The organism is Roseateles noduli, assembly GCF_050626985.1.
Lineage (GTDB): Bacteria > Pseudomonadota > Gammaproteobacteria > Burkholderiales > Burkholderiaceae_C > Roseateles > Roseateles noduli_A.
Map to the genome: position 1 here is coordinate 2,487,688 of NZ_CP192463.1, position 22,306 is coordinate 2,509,993.

Here is a 22,306-nt window from a genome sequence, read left to right on the forward strand (position 1 = left end):
CCTCATTTCGTCATCCCCATCGCCGCTTCCAGCTGGGCCGGATCGAACACCCGCCCCGCCTTGATCGTCTTCACGACCTGCCGCAGCGCGGCGATGTCCTTCAGCGGATCGCCGTCCAGCAGCACCATGTCGGCCTGCTTGCCCGCCGCGATCTCGCCGCGTTGCCCCGCCACGCCCAGCACCTGCGCCGGCGTCAGCGTCGCCAGGCGCAGCACTTCCGCGTTGGGGATGCCGGCGCGCACGTAGAGCTCCAGCTCGCGGTGCAGCGTGTAGCCCGCGAACGCATCCGTGCCCGGCATCAGCGTCACGCCGCCGTCGTGCAGCCGCTTGACCAGTTGCAGCAGCCGCGGCAGCGCCTGCCGGTACGCTTCCTCCTTGCCCGGCGGCACCGCCACCGCCCCGGACAACAGCCGCCGGCGCACGGTCGGCGGGAAGCGCTCGGCCATGCCCTTCAGCGCCGCGGGCGGCTCGCCCGGCGCGCCCGAGTACAAGCCCTCCAGGATCGCCACCGTCGGGTCGAGCACCGTGTGCCGGCGCCGCAGCTCCGCGATGAATCCCGTCACCGGCGCGCTGTCGAGGTCCAGCTGCAGCAGCTTCTCCGCCATCACCGTGTAGCGGTCCTTGCCGCGCGTGTCGGCGACCTCGGGGAAGAAATTCAGCACGATGAAGTTCAGGTGCTGGATCTCGTCCGCGCCGGCGTCGATGAACTGCCCCGCCCGCATGAACGCCGGCACGTGGCCGCTGACGCGCAGGCCGCGCGCATGCGCCATGTCGGCGATGGGGCGCACCAGCTCCGGCTTGAAGGACGAATAGATCTTGATCTGGTCGTAGCCGCGATCGGCGTACCAGTCGACCGCCTTGCGCGCCTGCTCGACAGTCTCGACGCGCACGTCGGTCGGACCGGCCAGCGGTCCCACGCCTTCGATGATGCCGGCCTTCACCACGCGCGGACCGAGCTCGGTCCCGGCATCGAAGCGCTTCACGCGCTCGATCAGCGGGACGTTGTCGTTGGCCATGTCGCGCGCGCTGGTCACGCCGGCGATCAGGTCGAAGACACCGTCCGTGCCGGAAAAGTGCTGGTGCACGTCCCACAGCCCCGGCATCAGGAATCGGCCGGCGGCCTCGATGACCTCGGTGCCCGCCGGCGCCGGGGAAGCATCGTCGGGCTCGACGCGCACGATGAAGCCGCCGCGGATCAGCACCCGCATGTCTTCCCGCGCCGTCAGGTCGCGCGGCTCGAACAGCCGCGCATGGCGGATCAGCAGGTCGCCCTGCGGCACATGCGTCATCCGCTTTGCCAGGTCCGCGGACCAGCGCTTGTCCGCGTCGCGCTGCGCCGCGGAGAGTCGCGCCAGCGCCGGCACGTCGCGCGCCTCCAGCACCTCGAACCAGTCGTCGATCACGGCGGCGGTCTGCAGGCGCTCGTCCAGCCACACCGCCACCGGCGTGAAGTCGATGCCCGAGATCAGATGCAAGGTCAGCCGACGTCCGCCCGCCGCGATCGTCGGCCCCTTCGCGAGCGTCGCCTCGCCCGCCGGCAGCAGGGCCAGGCGTTGCCCCGGCGCCTTCAGCAGCGCGCGCGCGAGCACGCCGGTGAACTCCGGCGGCGCGTTGGCGGGCAGGTAGAACGCGCCCGCTTCCGGCCACGCCGCGCCGCCCTGCTCCACGCGGTTCTTCCACGACGCCTTGCCGTCCGCGCGGTCGAAGCGCTCGGTGAGCGGGACCTTCCAGTAGTCGTTGCCTTCGGCCTCGTAGCGCAGCGGCAGGCCGCGCGCATCGAGCGTCCAGCGCGCGCGGAGCTGATCGCCGCGGCCGCGCTCGCTGAAGGCGTAGTCGACCAGCACCTCGTCGCCCTGGCGACTGAGCGCCTGCCGGCCGACGGTCACGCCGTGGATCTGGACCTGCGACAGCTGCGCCTTCGCGCCCGGCAGCACCTGCGGCGCGGGCAACGCGGCCTGGGCGGCATGAGCATCGGCGGCCGTCGGCGCCCATTGGCGCTCGTGATCGTCGTGCGCGCGGGCGGCCGGCGCCCAGAGCACCGCGCACAAGGCCACACTCAGAGCGGCCCGCGTCGCGGCATGCATGGCGGTCAGCCGGCATTTCGTCGTTCTTGTCATTCCCAGGTCTCCGTCATCAGCCGGCGGAAGTTGCCGTGCAGGATCTTCTCGATGCGCGCCGCGCGGTGTCCCCGCGCCGACAGCAGCCGCGCCAGCTGCTGGTACTGGTCGGGCCCGCACAGGTCCGGCAGGAACAGCCCCACGTCCGCCGTCTCGCCCGGCGCGCCGATGCCCAGGCTGCGACGCAGCGCGATCTCGTCCTCGAGGTGCTTGCGGTAGGCGGCCATGTCGTCGTAGTGCGTGCTGCCGCCGTCGGAGCCGAGGCCCACGTGGTCCTCGCCGCAGACGTCGATCGCGTGCTCCAGGTGCGCGATCAGGTCTTCCGCATGCGGCTGCCCGCTCATCCGCAGGTAAGGCATGAAGTACAGCCCGACCACCCCGCCGCGCTCGGCGAGCAGGCGCAGCTCGGTGTCGCTCTTGTTGCGCGGATGATCGGCGATCGCGCGGCAGCCGGTGTGCGTGATCGCCACCGGCTGTCGCGCCCGTCGCAGCGTGTCCAGACAGGTGCGCTCGCTGCTATGGCTCAGGTCGACCAGCACCCGCCGCTGCTGCAGGCGCTCGACCACCTCGGCGCCGAAGGCGCTCAGGCCGTCGTCGTCCGGCACCGTCGCGCCGCAGCCCACCGCGTTGCGGCCGTTGTAGGTCAGCTGGATCACCCGCACGCCCAGGTCGGCGAAGTGGTCCACGGCCGCCACGTCGGTGCCCAGCATCTCGGTGTTCTGGAAACCGTAGATCACGCCGATGCGACCGTCCCGGCGCGCCGTGGCGAGGTCCTCGCCCGTGCCCACCTTGAGCAACTGCGGATGCGCCGCGATGAACGCGTCCCAGCCGGCGATGTCGCGCTCCGTGGCGGTGCGCGGATCGTCGCTCCCGGCCACATGCCCGAGCGTCACGTTGACCGCATAGAGCCCCGACGCCAACGCGTCGTCCAGCGAACGCGCATCGACGTCCTGCGCGCTGCTGGCGTACGCCATCTTCTGACGATCGCCGGGAGTCGGCTGCGATTGCGGCTGCAAATGCGACTGCAATTGCCGGTTTGGGTTGTCCAGGACACCGAGGGCGTTCAGGACGGGCAGCAACGAGGGCTTCATGCGTGCGTGGACACCATGTTCTTTGAGGGATGATCGCGCTTATTGCCCCGCGGTCTCCAATTCCTTGGACGGGTTCCCCGGACGGGACCGCCGACAACTCTAGAAGATTATTCTAATCATGCCCACGAAGACCGCCAAGGCCGTCGCGAGGACCGAGCAAGTGCTGAAGGCCGCCTATCCGGACGACCGCGCCGAGACCAAGCGGCTGATCCTGGCGCAGGCCTTGTCGGCCTTCAACGCCCGCGGCATCGAGGCCACGACGATCGACGACCTGCGCGCGGCCAGCGGCCAGAGTGTGGGCACGATCTATCACCACTTCAAGAACAAGGAAGGCGTGGTCGCGGCGCTGCTGTTCGCGGCGGTGGACGACCAGAGCCGCGCCATCGCGGCGCGGATCGGCGGGCTGGAGGACAGCCACGCGGTGGTCGACGCCCTGATCACCGCCTATGTGGACTGGATCACCGAGCATGCGGAGCTGGCGCGTTTCTACTTCATCGCCCGCGAGGTGGTCGCGGGCGGGCCGTTCGGCGACGACCTCCGGGTGCGGATCGCGGCGCGATACGCGCCGATCGACGCGTGTTTCGCGCGCGACGTGAAGTACGGCCGGGTGATGCCGCTGCCGGAGGAACTGATCCCGGCGCTCGTGCTGGGCGCGGCGGAGTGGTACAGCCGCTCGTGGCTGGCGGGACGCCGGCTGGCGAGCCCAGCGGACCGGGGAGCGATCCTGGCCGAGGCCGCCTGGCGGTCGATCGCGCGGCACATCTGAATTCCACCTCGGCAGCCGGGTCCGCCAGGTGTGCGGCGCCTGCTCGCCGGGCCGTGCCTGGGGTCAGGTATTGAGCCGGCGCAGTGCTTCCAGGAACCGCCCCGCGGCGATGTCCGACGGCCACGGTTCCCACGGCGTGCCGCCGTACGCGGCCTGCAAGGGATCCGCGTCCAGCACCGGGTGGGTGATGCCCAGCACCTCGCGGACTTCGCGCTCGGACCAGCCCGTGCAGCGCACGGCTTCGGTCGCGGCGGCAGTGCTGTCGGCGCGCTTGTGCGTCGCGTGCGTGTCGGGCGTCCACGCGGGCAGTCGATATCGGACGGCGATCGCCGCCATCAGCCGGTCGCCGACGACGCGGAAGGGCTCGCCCAGCACGCACTTGAGCGGCGAGATGCAATCGAACCCGAGGAAGCCCTCCTCCGCGTCGTGCAGGAGCTCCGCGCGCTGCAGCGCGGGCGACAGCGGTTCGCCGCCGCCCTCGTCAGCCCATGAGCGGCGCAACGCGAGCACCAGCAGCGAATGCTGCGCGACCGACAGCGGCCAGGGCCAGACGGACTCGCCGCCCCAGCGGTAGGTGCGCGCCAGGCGCAACGCGAGGTCCTCGTCGGTCCAGGCATCGGGGGACGGATTGATCAGGTCGAGCGCCGCCCCGGAGGGCAGGCGGATCCAGGCGCGGGGGCTGTCGGTCATGAATCGACTGTAGCGAGCGCCACGACGCGCCCTGTCAGCAGAGCATCGTCAGTAGGGCATCGTCAGCCGGGCCTGCAGCCAGGATGGCCGTCCAGTCGGCGCCAGCGCCAGCCCCAGACCCAGCCCAGACCCAGCCCCCTCAGGCCGCAGGGCCTTGGGACCGCACGGCAGGCGCGCGAGCTCAGTCCATCTGCTCGCGCAGGGCCTTGGCCTTGGCGCGATAGAACTTCGCCGAGGCGGCGTTGCCGGCCTTCTCGAAGCGGTCCGCGACCGACGTGGCGGCCTTCGCGGCCTCGTCGAAGGCCTGGATGAAGACCTGGCGGTCGTCGCTGGGGACGAGCTTGCCCTGCTCGAAGCGGCCGGCCATGTAGCCCTGGTCGGGGATGTCGACGACGCCCAGCGCCATTTCGCCCTTGGCCACGCGGCCGAGGAACATGCGCTTCACGGCGGCGCCCTGCTGCTCCTTGAGCACGCCCAGGCCGTCGGCCCGGTCGGCGGCGCAGGCGCCGTCCCAGCGCGCCGATCCCGCGGCCCAGCCGTCGGGCAGCGTGGCCACGTTGCAGGCGGCCAGCGTGGGCTGGCAGGCGGCGGTCATCACCAGGCCCGACAGGGCCAGCAGGCGGAAGGCGGAAATCAAGCGGAGCTTCATGACGACAAGTATCCATGCGGCGACGCGCACCGGTGGGCGCGCGTCGCGGAGATTGAAACAACGGGTGTCGTGGCGGGCGGCACCCCCGATGGTCGGGACCGACGCTCGGAGCCGGCGACCGCGGTCGCCGGCCGGCAGATCAGTTGGGGATGGCTCAGACCAGGCGCGGCGCCCACTGCGCGACCAGCGAGCGGCTGGCCTCGAAGTGCATCGCGTCCTCGGTGCGGAACGCGGCGCCCCAATACCAGCCGTGGCGGTTGAAGATCGGCGCGATCAGCGTCAGGCCGACCTGCACCTTGCTGTCGCCGCGGCGGTCCAGGACGCCGTTGAGGGTCAGGTCGATCGCCGTGCCCCACGAGTGGTTGGAGATGCCGGTGGTCGAGCCGCGGATGTTGCGGCAGCAGAGCATGCCGGCGGTGCCCAGCGCGGCGTAGACGGCCGGCTGCTCCTTGCGGATGTCCTCCATCACGGCGGCCAGGCTGTCGACGGCCAGGTCCAGGCCGGTGGCGCGGAAGGGGCCCACCGACTTCGACACGATGTGCTTCTTCAGCTTCTCGTTGGTCAGCGGCTGGCAGTCCTGCGAGTACGAGTGACGCGGCTGGCCCAGCGCCTGGACCATGTAGGACGAGGACACGGCCACCAGGCCGGGGTTCATCGTGTGCGCGTCGGGGCGCGGCACGAGCGTGGTCAGCAGGGCGCGGGCGCTGCCGGCATCGCCGCTGGCGGCGACGTGCTGAGGCGTCGCGGCGGAGGTGCTGCCGGCGCTGGTGGTCGGCGCCGCCGTGGCGGTGTGCGTGGGCGTGGAGGTGGGGCGAGCGGCGGTGACCGGGCGGGAGGCGGCGGCCGGCGCGACGCGCGCGGCCGGCGTGGCGGCGTGCGTGCTCGAGGACTCGGCGGGCGCGCTCAGGCGCTTGAAGGTGCGGCCGTTGGGGTCGACGCGCCCGTCGGGCTTGCTCATGAAGCCGCGCTGGAAGCGCAGGATGCCGTCCACCGTCAGCGGGCCGCACAGGCCGTCGACGCGACCGCGATAGAGATGACGGGCCGTCAGCAGACGCTGGACGGATTCGACGTCGGCCTTGCGATTCTTGCCGGCGGCGCCGACGGAGTCGATGAGATGAGCTTGCACGCGAGGATCCCCTTGCTGTCGAAAACGGATGGCAAGTGGATTCTGGGCATCGGGCTCCGACGGCGACATTGACCAAGGTCATCTGAGCGGCCTCGCGTCCCTCGCAGCTGTGACGGGCGGTAACGCGTAGCGCACACCTGACCGCAGGCCTGACCGCACGAACCGAGCGCATTGCAAGCGCCGCGCGCGGGGGGGGCCACCCTGGCCCCGCGCTCAAGTCGCTGTGGCGCCCACCAGCTCGCAGAAACGCGCCATGTCGACGTTGCCGCCGCTGATGACGATGCCGACGCGCTGGCCCTTCAACTGGTCCTTCATCGCCTTCGCCGCGGCGAAGCCCAGGCAGCCGGTCGGCTCGACCAGCATCTTCATCCGCGACGCGAAAAAGCCCATCGCGTCGACCAGTTCCGCGTCGGTCGCGGTGAGGACGTCGTCGACGTGCTGGCGGATCAGCGCGAAGGTGATGTCGCCCAGGTGGGGCGTCTGCGCGCCGTCGGCGATGGTGCGCGGCGTGTCGATGGTGACGATGCGGCCGCTGCGGAACGACTGCTGCCCGTCGTTGCCCGCCTCGGGTTCGACGCCGTACAGCGTCGCCTTCGGCGAGAGCGCGCGGGTCGACAGTGCCGTGCCCGACAGCAGGCCGCCGCCGCCCAGCGGCGCGAAGACGGCGTCGAGCGCCCCGACCTCGTCGAAGAGCTCCTTCGCGGCGGTGCCCTGCCCCGTCAGCACGTCGGGGTGGTCGAACGGCGGGATCAGGGTCAGGCCGTGCTTCTCGGCCAGGTCGCGACCGATCTGCTGGCGGTCCTCGGTGTAGCGGTCGTAGAGGACGACGTTGCCGCCGTAGCCGCGCGTGGCGGCGATCTTGGCCGCGGGCGCGTCCTTGGGCATGACGATGGTCGGCGGCATGCCGAGGATGCGCGCGGACAGCGCGATCGCCTGCGCATGGTTGCCCGACGAGAACGTCACCACGCCGAAGCGGCGCTGTTCCGGCGTGAAGCGCGACAGCGCGTTGAACGCGCCGCGGAACTTGAAGGCGCCCATGCGCTGGAAGTTCTCGCACTTGAAGAACACCTGCGCGCCGAGCAGCTCGTCGACGGTGCGCGAGGTCAGCACCGGCGTGCGATGCGCGTGACCGTCGATGCGGCGGGCGGCGGCCTCGACGTCGGCGTAGGTCGGGAGCGCCACGGGCGTGGCGGCGGCGGGGGACGTGGCGGTCATCTCTGCTCCTGAACGAAGGGCCGGGCCATCATGCCGCAGGGCTGTATCGGAACAGCGTCGGGCCGGCCATTCAGGCCTGCCATTCAGGACTTCAATTCAGGGCGGCCATTCCGGCTGTCCATGCAGGCTATCCATTCGAGCCCGCCACTCAGGCCTGCCAGACGCCGTACCCGGCCTCGCGCAGGCCGATGGCGAGTTCCACCTCCATCTCCCGCGCGGCCTCGTAGGGCATGGGGTTGTAGACCTCGTACAGCTGCGGCAGCAGGCGCAGGCCGTAGTCGAAGACGAAACGGTTGGACTGGATGCCGGCCTTGTGCTTGTCGAAGCGCAGGTCGGGATCGAGCCCTGTCATGCCGACGTAGACGAAGGGCATGCCGAGCCGGTAGTCCGGATTCGACTTGCGGAAGCGCGGCTCGTTCCAGACCTGGTCGGCGAGCTCGACGACGTAGACGTAGTGGTGATGGCGCTTCTCGCGCGGCGCCTTGGCGGCGGGCTTCGTCGTCCGTTTCGCAGCGGGTTTGGCGGCCGGTTTCGCAGCCGGCTTGGCTGTGGTTTTGGCAGCAGGCTTCGCGACGGTCTTCTTCGACGCCGCGACAATGGCCTTCTTCTTCCGCTGCCCGCCTTCGCCCGCCATGCCGCTGTCCCCTTACCTCGATACCGCCCCGGTGCTCGCCGAGCGCGTCTTCGTCCATGAATCCGCCCAGGTGATCGGCGACGTGACCCTCGGTCCCGACAGCTCGGTCTGGTGCAACGCGGTGCTGCGGGGCGACGTGAACCGCATTGTGATCGGCACCGGCACCAACGTGCAGGACCTGACCATGGGGCACGTCTCGCACAAGAACCCGAAGAAGCCGGAAGGCTCGCCGCTGATCATCGGGGACCACGTGACGGTCGGTCACTCCGTCATCCTGCACGGCTGCCGCATCGGCAACGAATGCCTGATCGGCATGGGCAGCATCGTGATGGACGACGTCGTCATCGAGGACCGCGTGATGCTGGGCGCCGGCAGCCTGGTGTCGCCGGGCAAGGTGCTCAAGAGCGGCCACCTCTACATGGGCCGACCCGCGATGCCCGTGCGCGAACTGACCGCCGACGAGATCGCCTACCTGAAGTACTCCGCCGAGCATTACATCCGGGTGAAGGACAACTATCTGGCCGGGTGATGCCCTGTTGGCTCCGGTTGAGACATGGCCCTCAACGAGCAACAACTCAAGGGATCACCAACTGCTCCGGCAGTAGCTTGCCAATATGGCTGCAGGTCGGCGCCTGTCCCGGATCGATCCTTTCGGGATCCACGCCCTCCTGTTCAGCGATGCGGGTCATGGCGCCGCACAGGTGGGGGTAATGCATCGAGGCGACGCTGTCCCGGCGGTGCACGGCGCGATATTGCTGGAGGAACTTCGCCGCGCCCGGCGAGGCCGCGGCGAGCTCGGCGAGATACCGCTTGTAAGGCTCGACGATCGGCTGTTCGGCCTTGTGCTCGGTCCACATGCGGAACGCGCCGATCGCCGCGACCGCGAAGACCGCGAACCCGATCAGGATGCCCCACTCGCGCCAGAATGATTTCTTGATGACTGCTTCGGTCATGCGTCCTCCCTGTTTCCACAGCGGCGGATTTTGACCCGCCGGAACACTGCCGCATGGCCCCCGCCGACCAGACCTCCCTCTTCGATCTCGACCCGCCCGCCGACGCGTTGCCCGAGGGCATGACGTATCGTTCGGGCTTCCTGTCGTCGGGCGAGGAAGGCGCGCTGATCGAGCTGATCCGCTCGCTGCCGCTGGAGGCCGCGCAGTACAAGGCATACACCGCGCGACGCCGCGTCGTCAGCTACGGCGGCAGTTTCGACTACGACACCAACCGGCTGCGCCCGGCGCAGGCGCTCATCGAGGAACTGGAGCCGCTGCGGCAACGCGTCGCGGAATGGGCGGGCATGGCGCCGGAGGCGCTGGTGCACGCGCTGGTGGCCGAGTACTCGCCCGGCACGCCGCTGGGCTGGCATCGCGACGTGCCGGACTTCGAGGAGGTCTTCGGCGTCTCGCTCGGCGCGGCCGCGACGCTGCGCTTCCGCCCCTACCCGCCCGATGCGCCCAAGCGCGCCGACGTCATCAAGGTGAGCGTCGAGCCGCGATCGATCTACGCGCTGCGAGGACCGTCGCGATGGGCGTGGCAACACAGCGTCGCGCCGGTGGAACGGCTGCGCTGGTCGATCACGTTCCGCACCGCGCGGCGGGATCGATGAAGGCGTTCATCCGCTGATCGCACGACGACGGGCCGCTCGGCATCCCCGCGCTTGACCGTGTTCGCGCGGCGCCACTACGATGACAACCGCTCCGCAGTCCTTTCGTCCTGAACTGATCTGCACCGGGCCGTAAGCGTTTACGTCAGCCAACGCGCAACCCCACTGGCATTGCGACGCCTCAGCGTCGTGCCGGCTTGCGCACAGGCACTCCATGACCACGCACTTCACTACGGTCCGTTCCACGCTCAATCATCTGAGCGTCCCCTCCCACGACGTCCCCGCGACCGCCGCGTTCTTCGAGCACTTCCTCGGCTTCGCCGTGCTAGCGATGGGCAGCAGCCGCGTCGTGAAGAAGGACGCCCTCGACATCGTCCTCGAGGACGCGCGCGATCGCGACATCACCTGGCCCGGCAACTTCCACATCGGCGTCGAAGTCTCGACGCTGACGGACCTCCAGCGCATCCACGCCGACATGCTCGGCGCGGGCGTGCCGATGGAAACCGAGCTGATCTCGCATGCGCGCGGCTCGCGCTTCTTCTGCTGGATGCCGGGACGGCTGATGCTCGAGGTGAACACCCGCGAGGACGCGGCGCCGGAGTTCCGCAGGACCTTCGCGAGTCAGCAGGCCTGAAGACCGACGGCTGACGGCTGACGGCTGACAACGGCTGATAGCTGAAGCACCGAGCCGGCGGGCCTCAAGCCGCCGGCTTGGCCTTCTTGGGCTTGGCGGCCGCGTCGTTCAGCGCCGCAGCGGCCTTGAACAGCGCCTTCAACGCCGCCTCATCGATCTTGTCGCCCTTGCGGATGTCGATGGCGCGGCGCGCGTTGCCGTCGAGGCTCGAGTTGAAGAGCCTGCCCGGATCCGCCAGCTTCGCGCCTTTCGCGAAGGTCATCTTCACGACCTCCTTGTAGGTCTCGCCGGTGCAGATCTGGCCGTTGTGCTCGAACACCGGCGTGCCGCGCCACTTCCACGTCTCCTCGACGCCCGGCACCGCCTCCTTCATCAGCTTGCGCAGCCGCGCGAGCAGCTCGCCGCGCCAGTCGCCGAGCTCCGCGATGCGGGCGTCGATCATCTTGGAAGCGTCCACGCCAGGGACGTTGTCGTCGCTGGGCGCTGCGCTTCTGAAGGTGCTCTTGGCGACCGGCTTGACCGCCTTCTTTGCCACGTACTTCGCAGCGTGCCTGGCGGCGCCGGTCAAGGGCTTCTTATTCGGATCGGTGGTGCTGGGCATGCGAGTCTCCGGGGTCAGTGCTTGAGCTGCTGGATACGGATCATGTTCCCCGCCGGGTCCCGCACACCGAAGTCACGCACGCCGTAGGGTTGGTCGATCGGCTCCTGCACGATCTCCGCGTCCCGCGACTGCAGGCGCTGGAAGGTCTCGTCCAGGTCCTTCGCGCCCAGCAGCAGCATGGCGTAGGTGCCCTTGGCCATCATCTCGGCGATGGTGCGCTTCTCCTCGTCGGTGAGACCGGGCGTGGCGTTCGGCGGGAACAGGACGATGGAGGTGTCCGGCTTCCCCTTGGGCCCGATCGTGATCCAGCGGTTGCCGCCGAAGGCGACGTCCTTGCGGATCTCGAAGTCCAGGCCGTCGCGGTAGAAGGCCAGTGATGCCTCGGCGTCCGTGTGCGGCAGGAAGGTCGAATGAATGGTGATGTCCATGCGTGTCTCCAGAGGGGTGATGTCAGAGGGGTCGGCGGCCGTCGCCGCCGGGGTCCGGACCCTTGGAAGGCAGTCTAGGGGGACGTCTTCTCCGGCGCTTCTCGATTCCTGATCGGACGCGTCACCTGTTTGGCGACGCAGGACGGCAGGCCTTCGGCCTCGGCCGCCGAGTCGCGGCGGTAGACGCTCGGCGGCACGCCGACCAGCTCGGTGAAGCGCGTGCTGAAGGTGCCCAGCGACGAGCAGCCGACCTCGAAGCAGACTTCGGTGACGCTGAGGTCGCCGCGGCGCAGCAGCGCCATCGCGCGCTCGATGCGGCGGGTCATCAGGTAGGCGTAGACCGATTCGCCGTAAGCCAGCCGGAACTGCCGGCTGAGATGACCGGACGACATGCCGATGCCCAACGCGAGCGCCTCGACGTCCAGCGGCTGGGCGTACTCGCGATCGATGCGGTCACGGACGCGCCGCAGGCGAGCGAGGTCGCGCAGGCGGGTGCTGGGGGCGTCGGGCGTGACTGCGACCTCAGGGGCGACGGTGGGCATGCCGGCATCCTAGCGGCGAGATCCACCCAGGGTTTTCCCTGAACGATCCTAGGGGGTGCCTCCCCCGGATGCATACAAGGCACTCCGACGGTGCGCTTCCTAGACTGCGCTGGCCCGGTGCATCTCGCACCACGGCACCTCTTCAAGGGAGACACCATGACTCAGCCAGCTTCGCTGCGGACCGCCTGGCGGACCGCAGCCTTGTGCGCCGCCTTCGCCACCTTCGCGGCCGGCAGCGCCTCGGCCCAGATCGGTCCAGACCCCACCTCCGCCAGCCTGAACGCCACCTCGGGATCGTTCGCGGTCGCGACCAGCAACGTCACGATCGCGCGCGGCTTCGGCGGCGGCACCATCTACTACCCCACGACCTCCGGCCGTTACGGCGTGGTCGCCATCAGCCCCGGCTTCACCGCCACCGAATCCAGCATCGCCTGGCTCGGCCGCCGCCTGGCCACCCACGGCCTGGTCGTGATCACGATCAACACCAACACGACGCTGGACCAGCCCGCCAGCCGCGCCACGCAGCTGATGGCGGCGCTCAACTACGTGGTCAACAGCGCCAGCAGCACCGTGAGAAGCCGCGTGGACAGCACGCGGCTGGCCGTGGCCGGCCACTCGATGGGCGGCGGCGGCGCGTTGATCGCGGCCGAGGACAACCCGACGCTGAAGGCCGCGCTGCCGCTGACACCGTGGAACCTCAGCACCAGCTTCACCCAGGTGCGGGTGCCGACGCTCATCGTCGGCGCCGACGGCGACACGGTGGCCTCGGTCGCCGTGCATGCGCGGCCCTTCTACGCCAGCCTGCCGGCCACGACGTTCAAGGCCTATGCGGAGCTCAACGGCGCCTCCCACTTCACGCCCAACAGCACCAACACGCCGATCGGCCGCTACGGCGTGACCTGGATGAAGCGCTTCGTGGACGCGGACACGCGCTACTCGCCGTTCCTGTGCGGCGCGCCGCACACGGCCTACGCGACCGCGCTGGTCTTCGACCGCTACAACCAGAACTGCCCCTACTGAGCCCGACGGAGGACGCCATGTCGCACATGTCCGATCGCCAACGGGGCCGGCGCGTCGCGCTGGCCCTTGCCGCCGGCCTCGGCGCCGTGGCCCTCCTCGCCTGGCTCGCCGCCGGCGCTCACGCGCCGGCGGTCGTCGAGGACCCGAAGACGGCATTCCCCTGGTCCCGCTCGACCGCCGCTTCCGAGGCGGTCGGCACGCCGACAGCGGCGGCCCGAGTTCCGATCGACGCGGGCGCCGCGGTCCCACTGCCCGCGACGGTGCCAGGTCTTGAGGGGAAGTCGCAACGCGTGTTCCGCACCGATGCACGGGGGCGGCTCGTCGTCGACCAGCCGATGCGCCTGCGGGCCGAATCGATGCTGGCGCTCAACGAAGGCGATGCGCTGGCCGCCCGCATGGACGCCGAGCTCGCCGGCCTGCCGGCGCCGGCCGCCGCGCGCGCCCGCGAGCTGGTGGCGCAGTTCGAGGCCTACCAGACCGCCCAGGCCGCCGCGTTCCCGCCCGGTCAGGCGCCCCTGGTGCCCGAAGAGGGACTGGCGCAACTGCGGACGATGCAGGCGCTTCGAGCCGCCCACTTCGGCGCGGAGGCGGCCCAGCAGATGTTCGCGCAGGACGACGCCGTCGCGCGTCGCATCCTGGAGCTCATGCGCGAGGACACCTCGACGGCGCGCAGCATGGAGGAGAAGGCCATGCGCGCGCAGGTCCGCTATGACCAGGAGCGCGGCGCGGTTCAGCCTTGACGCGGCGGCGTCGCTGGACGCAGCATGCCGCCATGATGTCTGGCAACTTCGTCGGCCCTCGCCTGGGCCTGTTGGGCGACAGCTTCATCTACGCGAGCGGCGCGGTGCGCTCGCGCGTGCGGCGGCACTCGGTGACGCTGGCCTGCGCGCTGACGCCGCAGCCGCTGAGCGTCAGCGTCGACGGCCAGCACTGGCAAGGCCGTCTGGTGGCGGTGCGTCCGTTTGCATCGCGCGCCCTCGACTCCGGCGGGCAACCGGTCGTGCTGATCGACCTCGAGCCGACCCACCCGCGCTACAACACCTTCAGCCGTTGGCCGGACCGCGCGCCGGTGCGCGTGCTGGACGCGGAGCACTTCGCGGGCCTGCTGGACTGCGCCGCCGCCTTTGCCCGCGACGCCTTGAGCGGGCGGCGGCTGCGGGCGTCGGTGCAGATGCTGGTGGGCAGCGTGGCGGACAGCGTCGCGCCGCATCGTCCGCTGGACCCGCGCGTGGCGCAGATGATGGCGGGCCTCCGGCTCGACCCCGCGCAGGATCTGGCCACGCTTGGCGCGCCGGTCGGCATGACCGCCGCGCAGGCGTCGCGCGGCTTCCTGCGATCGCTGGGCATCTCCGCGCGGCAATACGCGCTGGCGGTGAAGATCCAGCGCGCGGCGATGTTCTTCGGCAGCGGACGCGCCCTGACCGCCATCGCGCAGGCGTCGGGGTTCACCGACTCCGCCCACCTGGCCAAGGTGTGGATGCGCTGCTATGGCGACTGCCCGTCGCGCTACTTCGCGGAACACCGCAGCACGCAGGATGGTCGCGTGGACCATGCCTGGCGGCAGCAGGTCAGCCTGGCGCAGGGCTTGAGCGGCGCTTGATCGGCGCTTGAGCGACCCTTGAGCGAGGCTCGATCCGGAGCGCTTCGGCTTCGGCTTCAGCCTCGGCCTCCGCGCTCCGAAGGCGGCTACTTCGCTGCCGCCGGGAAGGCCGGCAGCTTGCCGATGTCGCGCGGGTCGTGCTGGATGATGACCGTCGCCTTGAGGTTCTTCTCGATCTGCTTGACGCGCTGGATCGAGGCGAGCGTCTGCGCGCGGTCATCGTTGAAGCCGGGCACGCCATCGTGCTCGTAGTTCTCGTGGAAGTGGACGGAATCGCCGCTGAGGATCACCGGCCCCATCTCCTTGAGGCGGACCAGCAGGATGCTGTGCCCCGGCGTGTGGCCGGGCGCGCGCAGGACCATGACGGTGCCGTCGCCGAAGACGTCCTTGTCCGCGGTCAGCGCATCGACCTTGCGCTTCTCGGCGATCCACTCGGCGAAGCCCTTGGCGTTCGCGCCGGCCATCGGCGGCGTCGCGTTGATGGCTTCCCAATCGGCCTTGCCGATCAGCAGCGTCGCGTTCTTGAACAGGCTCACCTGGCCGGTGTGATCGGCGTGGAAGTGGCTGATGCCCACGTACTTCACGTCGGCCGGATCGATCTTGATCTGCTTGAGCAGATCCCCCAACGGCTTGTTGGTCGCGTTGGGCGCGGAGCCCGGCAGGTAGCCGGTGTCCCACACCATCACGTCCGAGCCGTGCCGGATGACGTAGCAGCTGAAGGTGAAGGGCTTGCTCGTCTCGGTGTAGGCGAAGGTGTCGCTGAAGCGCCGAGGGTCGTTGGTCCCGTTGCCGCAGTCGAGCCGCGTCAACGTGACCTCCTGGGCCGCCGCAGAAAGCGAGAGAAGCGCGCCCGCGGTGAGCGCCATCCAGAAGCGTGTGGTCATGTCGTCTCCTTGATCGCGGGGATGATAGCGATGAACCGGCGGGACGTGCACACGTCCTCATTGCGTCCTGTCGGTATGGTCCTTGAAGCAATTCCGCGAGCCAAGAGAAAACGGGACCCCAAGGGGTCCCGTCGTGAGGAACGTCGCCGGCTTCCCGAACACCCCGGCTCGCTGGTGCCGGGATGTTCGGGGACGCGGTCAGCCGATCAACGCGTCGAAACGGCCATCAACGCGTCGCTGTTGCTGGTCGAGTAGCTCGGCATCGCGGCGTGAGTCGCCGTTGCCGACGCCCCCGAGAACGACGCCATCGCCGAGATGAGCGCATCCGCCTGACGATCGGTGTTTGCGGTCCGCGCCGAGGCGCTCGACATCGGCAGGCCCTTCACCTTGTTGTCGATGTCGGCGAGCGACCAGGCGGTGCCGTCGGCAAAACGGATCTGCTGCAGCGGGTTGTAGTTGTTGGACGGGCTGCCGGAGTTGTAGAAGAACGCCGAGACAGTGACGGTGTCCGTCGTCCCTGCGATACCGATCACCAGGTTTTCACCAGAGCGCGTCGTAGTCACGTCACCGGACGAGATGCCGTCCTTCAGCTGAAGGACGTTCAGCTTGGAGGTCGACGAGTCGTACTTCGACTGGATGCTGTCCTGCCCGTCGCCGCGGCCGAACACATAGGTGTCGTTGCTGTTGCCGCCATACAGCGTGTCGTTGCCGACACCGCCTTCGAGGACGTCGTTGCCATCGCCGCCGCTGAGGGTGTCGTTGCCGTCACCGCCATACAACGTGTCGTTGCCGCCGTTGCCCGACAGCGAATCGTTGCCGGCCTGGCCGCGGATGAGGTCGGCACTCACGGTGCCGCTGATGGTGTCAGCGGCAGCCGTGCCCGCAAAGTAGCGTGACAGGATGTCGTCGATGCTCCAGGAAGTGCCATCGGCGAAACGAACCTGCTGCACGGGGTTGTACGCGCTGCGCGGATCATCGTTGTTGAAGAAGGACCCGATCGTGATCTTGTCGGTCGTGCCGACGATGCTCAGCACCAGGCTCGAGCTGTCGCGCGTGGCGACGATCTCGCTGGCGCTGACACCAGCCTTGAACTGCAGCACGTCCAGTCGATTGGATCGGCTGTCGTAGTCGCCGCTCAGGTAGTCCTGGCCGTCGCCCTTGCCGAACAGGATCACGTCGTCACCGTCGCCACCGGTCAGGTAGTCGTTGCCCGCGCCGCCGTCCAGAGTGTCGTTGCCCGCGTTGCCCGACAGGTTGTCGATGCCGTCGCCGCCGTTGATCACGTCGTTGCCGGCATAACCGCTGATCGTATCGTTGCCGGCCTGGCCGTTGATCACGTCCGCGGCGACCGTCCCACCGATCTGGTCATTGCCCGCCGTGCCCCCGAAGTAGCGCGACAGGATGTCATCGACGGACCAGTTCGTGCCATCGGCGAACCGCACTTGCTGCACGGGGTTGTAGGCGCTGCGCGGGTCGTCGTTGTTGAAGAAGGACCCGATCGTGATCTTGTCGGTCGTGCCGGCGATGCTCAGCACCAGGCTCGAGCTGTCGCGCGTGGCGACGATCTCGCTCGCGCTGACGCCCGCCTTGAACTGCAGCACGTCCAGTCGATTGGATCGGCTGTCGGAGTCGCCGCTCAGGTAGTCCTGGCCGTCGCCCTTGCCGAACAGGATCACGTCGTCACCGTCGCCACCGGTCAGGTAGTCGTTGCCCGAACCGCCGTCCAGAGTGTCGTTGCCCGCGTTGCCCGACAGGTTGTCGATGCCGTCGCCGCCGTTGATCACGTCGTTGCCGGCGTAGCCGCTGATCGTGTCGTTGCCGGCCTGGCCATTGATCACGTCCGCGGCGACCGTCCCACCGATCTGGTCATTGCCCGCCGTGCCCCCGAAGTAGCGCGACAGGATGTCGTCGATGCTCCAGGAAGTGCCGTCGGCGAAACGAACCTGCTGCACGGGGTTGTAGGCGCTGCGCGGGTCGTCGTTGTTGAAGAAGGACCCGATCGTGATCTTGTCGGTCGTGCCGGCGATGCTCAGCACCAGGCTCGAGCTGTCGCGCGTGGCGACGATCTCGCTCGCGCTGACGCCCGCCTTGAACTGCAGCACGTCCAGTCGATTGGATCGGCTGTCGGAGTCGCCGCTCAGGTAGTCCTGGCCGTCGCCCTTGCCGAACAGGATCACGTCGTCACCGTCGCCACCGGTCAGGTAGTCGTTGCCCGAACCGCCGTCCAGAGTGTCGTTGCCCGCGTTGCCCGACAGGTTGTCGATGCCGTCGCCGCCGTTGATCACGTCGTTGCCGGCGTAGCCGCTGATCGTGTCGTTGCCGGCCTGGCCATTGATCACGTCCGCGGCGACCGTCCCACCGATCTGGTCATTGCCCGCCGTGCCCCCGAAGTAGCGCGACAGGATGTCGTCGATGCTCCAGGAAGTGCCGTCGGCGAAACGAACCTGCTGCACGGGGTTGTAGGCGCTGCGCGGGTCGTCGTTGTTGAAGAAGGACCCGATCGTGATCTTGTCGGTCGTGCCGGCGATGCTCAGCACCAGGCTCGAGCTGTCGCGCGTGGCGACGATCTCGCTCGCGCTGACGCCCGCCTTGAACTGCAGCACGTCCAGTCGATTGGATCGGCTGTCGGAGTCGCCGCTCAGGTAGTCCTGGCCGTCGCCCTTGCCGAACAGGATCACGTCGTCACCGTCGCCACCGGTCAGGTAGTCGTTGCCCGAACCGCCGTCCAGAGTGTCGTTGCCCGCGTCGCCCGACAGGTTGTCGGTGCCGTCACCGCCGAACAGTTGGTCGTTGCCCCCGGCGCCACGCAAGGTATCGTTCCCGGCGCGTCCATCGATCACATCGGCGCCACTGGTGCCGGTGATATTGTCCGCGCCCGACGTTCCCCCCGACAGGACTGCCAAGATCTGGGTGATATTCCAGACGGTGCCATTGGCGAACCGCACCTGCTGTACCGGGTTATACGCGCTGCGCGGATCATCGTTGTTGAAGAAGGATCCGATCGTGATCTTGTCGGTCGTGCCGGCGATGCTCAACACCAAGTTCGAGCTGTCGCGCGTGGCGATGATCTCGTCCGGCGAAACACCAGCCTTGAACTGCAAGGTGTCCAGTCGATTAGCGCGGGTGTCGGAGTCGCCGCTCAGGTAGTCTTGACCATCACCCTTGCCGAACAGGATCACGTCATCGCCGTCGCCGCCGGTGAGCGAATCGCTGCCCGCGCCGCCGTCCAGCACGTCGTTGCCTGCGTTGCCCGACAGGTTGTCGTTGCCGTCGCCGCCGTTGATCACGTCGTTGCCGGCGTAGCCGCTGATCGTGTCGTTGCCGGCCTGGCCGTTGATCACGTCCGCGGCGACCGTCCCACCGATCTGGTCATTGCCCGCCGTGCCCCCGAAGTAGCGCGACAGAATGTCATCGACGGACCAGTTCGTGCCGTCGGCGAAACGAAACTGCTGCACGGGGTTGTAGGCGCTGCGCGGATCATCGCTGTTGAAGAAGGATCCGATCGTGATCTTGTCGGTCGTGCCGGCGATGCTCAGCACCAGGCTCGAGCTGTCGCGCGTGGCGACGATCTCGCTCGCGCTGACGCCCGCCTTGAACTGCAGCACGTCCAGTCGATTGGATCGGCTGTCGGAGTCGCCGCTCAGGTAGTCCTGGCCGTCGCCCTTGCCGAACAGGATCACGTCGTCACCGTCGCCACCGGTCAGGTAGTCGTTGCCCGAACCGCCGTCCAGAGTGTCGTTGCCCGCGTTGCCCGACAGGTTGTCGATGCCGTCGCCGCCGTTGATCACGTCGTTGCCGGCGTAGCCGCTGATCGTGTCGTTGCCGGCCTGGCCATTGATCACGTCCGCGGCGACCGTCCCACCGATCTGGTCATTGCCCGCCGTGCCCCCGAAGTAGCGCGACAGGATGTCGTCGATGCTCCAGGAAGTGCCGTCGGCGAAACGAACCTGCTGCACGGGGTTGTAGGCGCTGCGCGGGTCGTCGTTGTTGAAGAAGGACCCGATCGTGATCTTGTCGGTCGTGCCGGCGATGCTCAGCACCAGGCTCGAGCTGTCGCGCGTGGCGACGATCTCGCTCGCGCTGACGCCCGCCTTGAACTGCAGCACGTCCAGTCGATTGGATCGGCTGTCATAGTCGCCGCTCAGGTAGTCCTGGCCGTCCCCCTTGCCGAACAAGATCACGTCATCGCCGTTGCCGCCAGATAGCGAATCGTTGCCGGCGCCTCCATCGAGAGTGTCGTTGTCAGTGCCGCCGTTCAGGTTGTCGTTTCCACGCCCGCCCTTGAGCACGTCCGAGCCCGCTCCGCCGTCCAGCGTGTCGTCCCCGTCATTCCCTTCGAGACGGTCTGCCCCCGCGTCACCATAGAGCTTGTCGACGCCTGAGCCGCCAAAGAGCTGGTCGGCACCCTCGCCCCCAGCGAATGTGCTGCCGGCCGTTCCCGCGAGGAAGAGGTCTTCATCGCCCGTACCCGTGGTCTCAGCTCCCTTGAACACGTGTAGTTCGTGAAGCAAGTCCTCAAACGCGGCATCGCCCCGACTGTCCTCGATCCATCGAGTCAACACTCCGGCGATGTCGAGATCTGCAATATCCAGGTCAATCTGGGCATAGGTTGCAAGTTCTACAAAGTCTACCAGCGCATTCTTCGGATCCGTTGCGCGTATGTCTTCGAAACGCTGCACTAGTTTCGAGGTATCGAATACATACGCGGAGCCGTCGAAATTCAGTTCGATAAGTTTAATGAACGACTGCAGGCGCGTATCAAAGACCAATCCGTCATAAATACCATCGCGGAAGGACTGGTACGCAGACTCGAACTCATCGATCTGGTCCTGCAGCAAGGTGATCGTTAAGAGTTGGCGCGGTGCGCTCGGGTCCTGGGCGGCACCGCCGGAGCCGGATCCACCCGATGAGGCTCCTGCGGGCCCATGCTTCTCAGTCACCGTCGTCTCAAGGAGGCGCTGACCGTTGAAGACTTCAAGGATATTGAGACGCTTGAGCAATTCAATACCGTCGGCATTGAGCATACCTTTGCGAGCATCCTCGTAGTACCTGTCGGGAAGCAGGATGCTCGCATAGTCATGCCCTTCACCCGGATCAGCAAATTTATACTCCACCACTTCAGTGTATGGCGTACGCGTGGGATCCTGCCCGGGCTGGAGCGTCGAGGAAATGACCCTCATAGACAGATTGCGAGTGGGAACCGTATTTTGGTTCAGCTTTCCCGTGGTATCGGCCCAGTCATGAAGCAATGCATCCAGCATTGCCACCTGCTCCGCCTTGGTATGCGCGTGCGAATACTGCGTGACAAGTCCGGCCAATTTTTCAGCCGCAGCGGAATTCAAGCTCATTGCTTCGCCGAGATCCCTCACCCAACCCGTTCCCATCAAATCGGGGAGTGCCTTCGCCTGCTCCGTCAGCGGAATCTTCGTGACGAATTCACGAAAGAATGGCGTATCGGCGAGGTTCAAATTCGCGGCGTTCGATTGCAGCCCGATTGAATCGATCTGTCCAGCCCCGCCGTATGCCCACTTGATAGGTGCTTGGCCGGTGATGCCATTGCCATTGCCGAGTTCCACCGACGAAGAATCGGCGTTCAACGAGATTTCGAGAATTCCCTTTTGTTGCAGCGTGAATAGCTCATCTGCCTGACTGATACCATCACTGTTTTGGTCCTGCCAGAGTCGGATCGACTGGAACGCTTCGTCTCGCGCGTCGAAAACCTTGTCGCCGTTGCCGTCGAGTGCAGTAAGCGCTTCGAAGCCGCTCGAGGCGTTCCGTGTCAGGGACCAGGACTGCTCCACGCCGGCATTGTCCAGATACGTTCCCTTAGTGGTGATGACCGTATCGACGCCGAAGAGTTCCTGACCAGAATCGATGGTGCCGTTGCCGTTCCGATCCATCACGAGCCATGCGTCTCCGCCGGAAATCCAGCCGGTGCCGGTCTTCACGCCGTTGCCATCGTGATCGAACAGAACCGGAACGTCACCGGAAACCATCTGGATGCCATCGCCGCCCAGATCAATCGCCAACGGATCCCGACGGCGCTCCACCTTCGCCCGTTGATACTTCTTGCCCCCGTCCGTCATGCGGCGGGGTAGTAAGGTGCTCGGATCCAGGTCAGCCACGTCAGGACTCAGCAGCGGTTTTTTCCGCCCTCTCATATCCTCTAGAAGCTGCTTGTAGTTCTGCTCTTCGATTGCTCGCTGCTCATTGAGATGTCGTGAGTATTGATCCCACGCTTCTTTGATGGCCTGTCGATTCTTATAGAGCTCCTTGGCCGAAGCGGCAGTCAGCGAGAGTGCGATACCTGCCGCCTTGAATTGCGGCGCCGGAACCGTGGAGATAATTGATCCGATCGCACCAACGATCCCCAGAACTGCATCTACTTGCTGATCAGTCCGAGCGGCTGGGTCAGAGATATTAGATGCATCTTGCAACTTTGTCATTTCCGCCGCAAGCGACAGACCAATAGCCGTGGCGTTGAGAGAACGTATCCACGGGTTATCTCGCAGAGCTCCAATGATTGCAAGAGCACTATTAAGTCCCGCGGAAAAATCGGCACCAGACCCTTGACCGTTGGATAAATTGTCCATAACGGAACGGACATCGTTCCAGACACCAGTCGCCTCACCAACAACAACCACTGCGCTTGCCATAATTAGACCCCCCTCAAGAAATAAGCAAAAATATATGCCAATAATAGCAA

Annotated in this window: 19 protein-coding genes and 1 pseudogene; 7 read left to right on the plus strand and 13 right to left on the minus strand. The window is 67.5% G+C overall.

All coding sequences use genetic code 11. The features are described 5' to 3' along the window. Window positions 1-2: 2 nt before the first annotated feature. Together ACQ4L4_RS10880 and ACQ4L4_RS10885 are read right to left on the minus strand one after the other, a co-directional pair. Window positions 3-2,117: an amidohydrolase family protein gene (locus ACQ4L4_RS10880; RefSeq protein WP_431104245.1), complete on the minus strand. Its 2,115-nt coding sequence runs from the start codon at window positions 2,115-2,117 to the stop codon at window positions 3-5. Next, window positions 2,114-3,208, minus strand: a complete 1,095-nt coding sequence (locus ACQ4L4_RS10885; RefSeq protein WP_431104247.1) for a dipeptidase — start codon at window positions 3,206-3,208, stop codon at window positions 2,114-2,116. Before ACQ4L4_RS10885 ends, ACQ4L4_RS10880 begins: the two co-directional genes overlap by 4 nt. Before the next feature lie 118 nt (window positions 3,209-3,326). Here ACQ4L4_RS10885 and ACQ4L4_RS10890 point away from each other — a divergent pair, with 118 nt between their 5' ends. After that, a complete protein-coding gene (locus ACQ4L4_RS10890) occupies window positions 3,327-3,974 on the plus strand; it encodes a TetR/AcrR family transcriptional regulator (RefSeq protein ID WP_431104249.1) in 648 nt (215 codons plus the stop codon). A gap of 63 nt (window positions 3,975-4,037) precedes the next feature. Here ACQ4L4_RS10890 and ACQ4L4_RS10895 read toward each other — a convergent pair whose 3' ends face one another. The 5 genes and pseudogenes from ACQ4L4_RS10895 to ACQ4L4_RS10915 all read right to left on the minus strand — a co-directional run. Continuing rightward, entirely contained in the window at window positions 4,038-4,664 is a 627-nt protein-coding gene (locus tag ACQ4L4_RS10895) for a phosphohydrolase (RefSeq protein ID WP_431104250.1), read from the minus strand. A gap of 181 nt (window positions 4,665-4,845) precedes the next feature. Next, window positions 4,846-5,313, minus strand: a complete 468-nt coding sequence (locus tag ACQ4L4_RS10900; RefSeq protein WP_377153951.1) for a hypothetical protein — start codon at window positions 5,311-5,313, stop codon at window positions 4,846-4,848. 154 nt (window positions 5,314-5,467) lie between these two features. Continuing rightward, window positions 5,468-6,439 (minus strand): M15 family metallopeptidase, encoded by a 972-nt coding sequence (locus ACQ4L4_RS10905; RefSeq protein WP_431104251.1) that lies wholly within the window; start codon window positions 6,437-6,439, stop codon window positions 5,468-5,470. Between the two features lie 213 nt (window positions 6,440-6,652). Continuing rightward, window positions 6,653-7,654, minus strand: a complete 1,002-nt coding sequence (locus ACQ4L4_RS10910) for a threo-3-hydroxy-L-aspartate ammonia-lyase (protein ID WP_431104253.1) — start codon at window positions 7,652-7,654, stop codon at window positions 6,653-6,655. Between the two features lie 148 nt (window positions 7,655-7,802). Then, a pseudogene (locus ACQ4L4_RS10915) lies at window positions 7,803-8,123 on the minus strand (hypothetical protein); the annotation flags it as partial. A 163-nt stretch (window positions 8,124-8,286) separates the two neighbouring features. On the opposite strand from ACQ4L4_RS10915, the gene ACQ4L4_RS10920 reads away from it, so the two are divergent. Then, complete coding sequence (locus ACQ4L4_RS10920; RefSeq protein WP_431104254.1) at window positions 8,287-8,817, plus strand: gamma carbonic anhydrase family protein; 531 nt, start codon at window positions 8,287-8,289, stop codon at window positions 8,815-8,817. Window positions 8,818-8,863: 46 nt separating this feature from the next. Here ACQ4L4_RS10920 and ACQ4L4_RS10925 read toward each other — a convergent pair whose 3' ends face one another. Further along, window positions 8,864-9,241, minus strand: coding sequence for a hypothetical protein (locus ACQ4L4_RS10925; RefSeq protein ID WP_431104255.1), 378 nt, complete (start codon window positions 9,239-9,241; stop codon window positions 8,864-8,866). 53 nt (window positions 9,242-9,294) lie between these two features. On the opposite strand from ACQ4L4_RS10925, the gene ACQ4L4_RS10930 reads away from it, so the two are divergent. Beyond that, window positions 9,295-9,894: an alpha-ketoglutarate-dependent dioxygenase AlkB gene (locus tag ACQ4L4_RS10930; protein ID WP_431104256.1), complete on the plus strand. Its 600-nt coding sequence runs from the start codon at window positions 9,295-9,297 to the stop codon at window positions 9,892-9,894. Between the two features lie 211 nt (window positions 9,895-10,105). Further along, window positions 10,106-10,525 carry a VOC family protein gene (locus tag ACQ4L4_RS10935; RefSeq protein ID WP_431104258.1) on the plus strand — a complete coding sequence of 140 codons (420 nt, stop codon included), beginning with the start codon at window positions 10,106-10,108 and terminating at the stop codon, window positions 10,523-10,525. A 64-nt stretch (window positions 10,526-10,589) separates the two neighbouring features. Here the strand turns inward: ACQ4L4_RS10935 and ACQ4L4_RS10940 are convergent, their stop codons facing one another. The 3 genes from ACQ4L4_RS10940 to ACQ4L4_RS10950 all read right to left on the minus strand — a co-directional run bounded on the left by ACQ4L4_RS10940 (window position 10,590) and on the right by ACQ4L4_RS10950 (window position 12,096). Further along, a complete protein-coding gene (locus tag ACQ4L4_RS10940) occupies window positions 10,590-10,967 on the minus strand; it encodes a DUF1801 domain-containing protein (RefSeq protein WP_431104914.1) in 378 nt (125 codons plus the stop codon). A 173-nt stretch (window positions 10,968-11,140) separates the two neighbouring features. After that, window positions 11,141-11,554 (minus strand): VOC family protein, encoded by a 414-nt coding sequence (locus ACQ4L4_RS10945; RefSeq protein WP_431104259.1) that lies wholly within the window; start codon window positions 11,552-11,554, stop codon window positions 11,141-11,143. 74 nt (window positions 11,555-11,628) lie between these two features. Then, a complete protein-coding gene (locus ACQ4L4_RS10950) occupies window positions 11,629-12,096 on the minus strand; it encodes a helix-turn-helix transcriptional regulator (RefSeq protein WP_431104260.1) in 468 nt (155 codons plus the stop codon). A gap of 156 nt (window positions 12,097-12,252) precedes the next feature. On the opposite strand from ACQ4L4_RS10950, the gene ACQ4L4_RS10955 reads away from it, so the two are divergent. From ACQ4L4_RS10955 to ACQ4L4_RS10965, 3 genes are read left to right on the plus strand one after another with little or no spacing between them, the layout of a single operon-like run. Next, complete coding sequence (locus ACQ4L4_RS10955; RefSeq protein ID WP_431104261.1) at window positions 12,253-13,116, plus strand: alpha/beta hydrolase family protein; 864 nt, start codon at window positions 12,253-12,255, stop codon at window positions 13,114-13,116. A gap of 17 nt (window positions 13,117-13,133) precedes the next feature. Next, window positions 13,134-13,856 (plus strand): lipase secretion chaperone, encoded by a 723-nt coding sequence (locus ACQ4L4_RS10960; protein WP_431104262.1) that lies wholly within the window; start codon window positions 13,134-13,136, stop codon window positions 13,854-13,856. A gap of 32 nt (window positions 13,857-13,888) precedes the next feature. Next, on the plus strand, window positions 13,889-14,716 hold the full coding sequence (locus ACQ4L4_RS10965; RefSeq protein ID WP_431104264.1) for a helix-turn-helix domain-containing protein: 828 nt from the start codon (window positions 13,889-13,891) through the stop codon (window positions 14,714-14,716). An 86-nt stretch (window positions 14,717-14,802) separates the two neighbouring features. On the opposite strand, the gene ACQ4L4_RS10970 is transcribed toward ACQ4L4_RS10965, so the two are convergent. Continuing rightward, window positions 14,803-15,600 (minus strand): N-acyl homoserine lactonase family protein, encoded by a 798-nt coding sequence (locus ACQ4L4_RS10970; protein WP_431104265.1) that lies wholly within the window; start codon window positions 15,598-15,600, stop codon window positions 14,803-14,805. Between the two features lie 206 nt (window positions 15,601-15,806). After that, entirely contained in the window at window positions 15,807-22,046 is a 6,240-nt protein-coding gene (locus ACQ4L4_RS10975; protein ID WP_431104267.1) for a beta strand repeat-containing protein, read from the minus strand. Window positions 22,047-22,306 lie beyond the last annotated feature (260 nt).